Annotated in this window: 2 pseudogenes (1 of these 2 only partly in view); both read right to left on the reverse strand. The window is 59.0% G+C overall.

Annotated features, from left to right (window positions below):
- Positions 1-15 (reverse strand): annotated as a pseudogene (locus INT22_RS22180) (hypothetical protein) (its annotated part extends 69 nt beyond the left edge of the window); the annotation flags it as partial.
- 100 nt (positions 16-115) lie between these two features.
- A pseudogene (locus INT22_RS22185) lies at positions 116-502 on the reverse strand (urease accessory protein UreF); the annotation flags it as partial.
- Between the last annotated feature and the right edge of the window lie 22 nt (positions 503-524).

Genomic DNA, 524 nt, shown 5'->3' on the forward strand with positions numbered 1-524 from the left:
GGCGCGGGGGCACACGGCGCATAAAAGGGGCGTAGCTAAATAGCGTCACATAGCCTGCATGGGCAGGTAGTAAAGGCGGCAGACAGCCTTCACTTCGCTCATCCTGGCGGGGTAATAAGTCCAGACTGCCCAGCAGACGTTTGAGTGAAGCGCCCAAGCGGCTATCCTCAGCGGCTAATTCAGCGGTTTCGCGGGTAGCCGCCAACCACTCGTCCCACTGGGCGATTGCATCGCTGTCCTGCTGCTCAAGGGCGGTGTAAAAGCGCGCGATCAGCGGCAGTTCACAGCGGGTTAGGCCATCTTCCAGTACGCCAGAAAGCCACTCAGAAAGGCTTTGTTCATCACTTACCCAGCCCAGTTCAAAGGCACTTTCCAGCCCTTGGGAAAACGCAAAGGCACCGATGGGTAGCGCGGGGCTGACCAGTTGCATTAGCCCTAGCAGGGCTAAGTCATGGCTTTCTAGCGCGGCACGTTCAGTGGGCATGGTGGTGCTCATGCGCATGGTCGTGGTCGTGGTCGTGGTC

This window comes from Halomonas sp. 3D7M, assembly GCF_014897885.1.
GTDB lineage: Bacteria > Pseudomonadota > Gammaproteobacteria > Pseudomonadales > Halomonadaceae > Vreelandella.